Source organism: Streptomyces sp. NPDC014734 (genome assembly GCF_043083325.1).
In the GTDB taxonomy this organism is placed as follows: Bacteria; Actinomycetota; Actinomycetes; order Streptomycetales; family Streptomycetaceae; genus Streptomyces.
Window position 1 is genome coordinate 1 of the sequence record NZ_JBIBYN010000061.1, and the last position, 3,586, is coordinate 3,586.

The 3,586-nt window shown below is 73.1% G+C and carries 1 protein-coding gene; it reads right to left on the reverse strand.

Features of this window, described 5'->3' with window-relative positions; translation table 11 throughout:
- Positions 1 to 3,586: SDR family NAD(P)-dependent oxidoreductase (locus ACF1CT_RS37320; protein WP_391788484.1), on the reverse strand; the 3,586-nt coding region annotated here is incomplete at both ends.

Here is a 3,586-nt window from a genome sequence, read left to right on the forward strand (position 1 = left end):
AAACCACCGATGGCATCCGCCTCCGACTCCACCAGCCGCCACAACCCCTCCGGATCACGCACACCCCCCGGATAACGGCACGCCATACCGACGATGCAGACGGGATCGTCGTCGAGTGCGGTCGCCGCGGTGACCGTCGACGCCACGTTCCCGGCGGTGCCGAGCAGTTCACCGTGGAGGTACGCGGCGAGCGCGTCCGGTGTCGGGTGGTCGAACACCGCGGTGGCGGGCAGCCGTGTCTCGGTGGCGGCGGCCAGCCGGTTGCGCAGTTCGACGGCGGTCAGCGAGTCGAAGCCGAGTTCCTTGAACGCGCGCCCCGGATCGACGGCCTCGGCTCCCCGGTGGTTCAGCACCACGGCGGCGGTGGCCCGCACCAGCTCCCTCAGGGTGTCGCGCTGCTGGTCCGCGGGGAGCGTGTGGAGCCGCCGGACGAGTTCGGTGCCGTCGTCAACGGACGGGGTGAGCGGGCCCCGTCGGGCCGGGATCCGCACCACGCCGCGCAGGATGGCGGGCAGATCGTCCTCGGCGGCCCGGGAGCGCAGCGCGGCCAGGTCCAGACGGGCGGGTACGGACACCACGGCGTCGGCCGCGAGAGCGGCGTCGAACAGGGCGAGCGCGAACTCGGCCGTCATCGGGACGAGTCCGGTCCTGCCCATCCTGGCCAGATCGGCCCCGTCGAGATGGCCGGTCATGCCGCTGCCGTCGGCCCACAGACCCCACGCGAGGGCCGTGGCGGGAAGTCCGGCCGCGCGCCTGTGGGCGGCGAGCGCTTCGACAGCCGTGTTGGCGGCGGCGTAGTTGGCCTGTCCCGCGGTGCCGAGGGTGCCGGCGACGGAGGAGAAGAGGACGAAGGCCGACAGGTCCATGTCCTCGGTGAGTTCGTGCAGGTGCCAGGCCGCGTCGGCCTTGGGCCGCAGCACGGCGTCCAGCCGCTCCGCGGACAGCGATTCCACCGTGCCGTCGTCCAGCACCCCCGCCGCATGGATCACCGCCGACAGCGGACGATCCGGATCGACCCGGGAGAGCAGCCGGGCGACATCCTCACGCACCGCGACATCGCACGACACAATGGTGGTACGGCAGCCCAACTCGGTGAGTTCGGCGGCGAGTTCCGACGCACCGTCGGCCTCCGGTCCTCGCCGTCCGGCCAGCAGCAGGTCACTGACGCCGTGTGTGGTGACCACGTGGCGGGCCAGCAGGCTGCCGAGCGTACCGGTGCCTCCGGTGATCAGCACCGTGCCGTCCGCGCCGAGCCCGGGTACGTGCTCCGCTACGGACGGGACACTCCGCTTGAGCCGGGGGACGAAGGCGCGGCCGCCGCGGACGGCGGTCTGGGGCTCTCCGGTCGCCAGAGCCGCGGCGACGGAGCGCGGCTGCCAGGTGTCGGCGTCCAGCAGGACCAGACGACCGGGGTGTTCGGTCTGCGCGGTACGCACCATGCCCCAGACGGCTGCCGCCGCCGGATCGGTGACCTCGGCCGGATCGGTGACCGCCACCGCGCCCCGGGTCAGCACGACCAGTGTCGACGCGGCACGGCGGTCGTCGGCCAGCCAGCTCCGCACCGTGCTCAGCACACCGCCCGCCAGGTCCCGTATCGCGGTGGGCACCGTGCCGACGTCCGGATGTCCGGGCAGGGCGGCAGGGAGGATCATCACCTCGGGAACCGCTGCCTCTGCTGCCGGGTCCGGCACCGGGGTGCCGAGACCGTGCCCGTCGGTCCCGATGATCCCCCAGCCGCGCCGCTCGGGGAGGGGCTGCGCACCGTCGGCGGGGATCCAGCCGACACCGAACAACGCCTGTTCGGCGGGGGCGCCGGCCGACCCCAGCCGCTCGGGTGCCAGGGGCCGCAGCAGCAGCGACCCGACCTCGGCGACAACCGTGCCGGACGAGTCGTACACGGTGAGCGAGACGCCTCCGGAGCCGGCCGACGAGAGACGTACGCGCGCCGTCGACGCGCCGGCGGCGTGCAGGGAGACCTCGTTCCAGGAGAACGGGAGCAGGCCCGGCTCGCGTTCGCCGAGCAGTCCGAGCACCAGGGGATGAAGGGCCGCGTCGAGCAGTGCGGGGTGCAGGGCGAAGCGGGCCGCGTCGGACTGTTCGCCCAGGTCAAGAGCTACTTCAGCGTAGACGTGCTCGCCTTCCTGCCAGGCGGCCCGCAGCCCCTGGAAGACGGGACCGTATGCGTAGCCCTGTTCCGCGAGCCGCCGGTACGCGTCGTCCAGAGAGACGGCGTGCGCCCCGGCGGGCGGCCATGCTCCCTCGTGGCCGGGGGCCCGGACCGCCTGTGCTTCGGCCTTCAGCCGTCCGGCGGCGTGCCGGGTCCACGTCTCGCCTCCCTCGTCAGGTCCGTCTTCGGGGCGGGAGTGCACGAAGACCGGCCGGGTGCCGTTTCCGTCGGGCGCCTCCACGACCAACTGGACCCGTACGGCCTCGCGTTCGGACAGCGTGAGCGGAGTCTCCAGGGTCAGTTCCTCGACGACCGCGCAGTCCACGTACCGGCCGGCCGCGACCGCGAGTTCGACGAAGGCCGTGCCGGGCAGCAGGACGGTGTCGCGCACGGCGTGATCGGCCAGCCACGGGTGGCTGTCGAGCGACAGTCTTCCGGTGAGCACCAGACTGTCGCTGCCCGCGAGTTCGACCGTCGCGCCCAGCAGCGGATGGCCGGTTGCCGAGAGCCCCGCCGACGCGACGTCGTGGGTGTCCTCGGCCGGTTCCAGCCAGTAGCGTTCACGCTGGAAGGCGTACGGGGGCAGATCGACCGTACGGGCGCCACGGCCCTCGAACAGCACGGGCCAGTGCACGTCGAGTCCGCGCACGCTTCCCTCCGCGGCCGACAGCAGGAACCGGCCGGCGCCGCCCTCGCCCCGCCGCAGTGTGGGAACCGCTATCGCCTCGACGCCTTCCGCCTCGAAGCTCTCCTGCATCGCCACGGTGAGCACGGGATGGGCACTCACCTCGATGAAGATGCCGTGGCCCTGGCGCAGCAGGTCGCGGGTGGCCGCGTCGAACTCCACGGTGCTGCGCAGGTTCCGGTACCAGTACTCGGCGTCCAGGACCTCCGGGGAGGTGCCCCCGGCGACGGTCGACGCGAACGTGACGCCGGGCGTCCGGGGCGAGAGGTCCGTCAGTTCCGCGAGGAGTCGGTCCCTGATGGACTCGACGTGTGCGGAGTGCGACGCGTAGTCCACCGGAACCCGGCGCGTGCGTATGTCGTCGGCGGCGCAGGCGTCCATCAGCTCGTTCAGGGCCTCCGGGGTGCCGGACACCACGACCGAGCGCGGACCGTTCACCGCGGCGATCGAGAGCCGGTCGCCCCAGGTCTCCAGGCGCGGGCGCAGTTCCTGGGCGGGCAGCGCGACGGACACCATGCCGCCGGTTCCCGCGAGGGAGACGATGGCCCGGCTGCGCAGGGCGACCACCATCGCCGCGTCGTCCAGGGAGAGCGCCCCCGCCACACAGGCGGCGGCGATCTCGCCCTGCGAGTGGCCCAGCACGGCGGCCGGTTCGACGCCGTGCGCCTGCCAGAGGGCGGCCAGGGAGACCATCATGGCCCACAGCGCGGGCTGGACGACGTCCACCCGTTCCA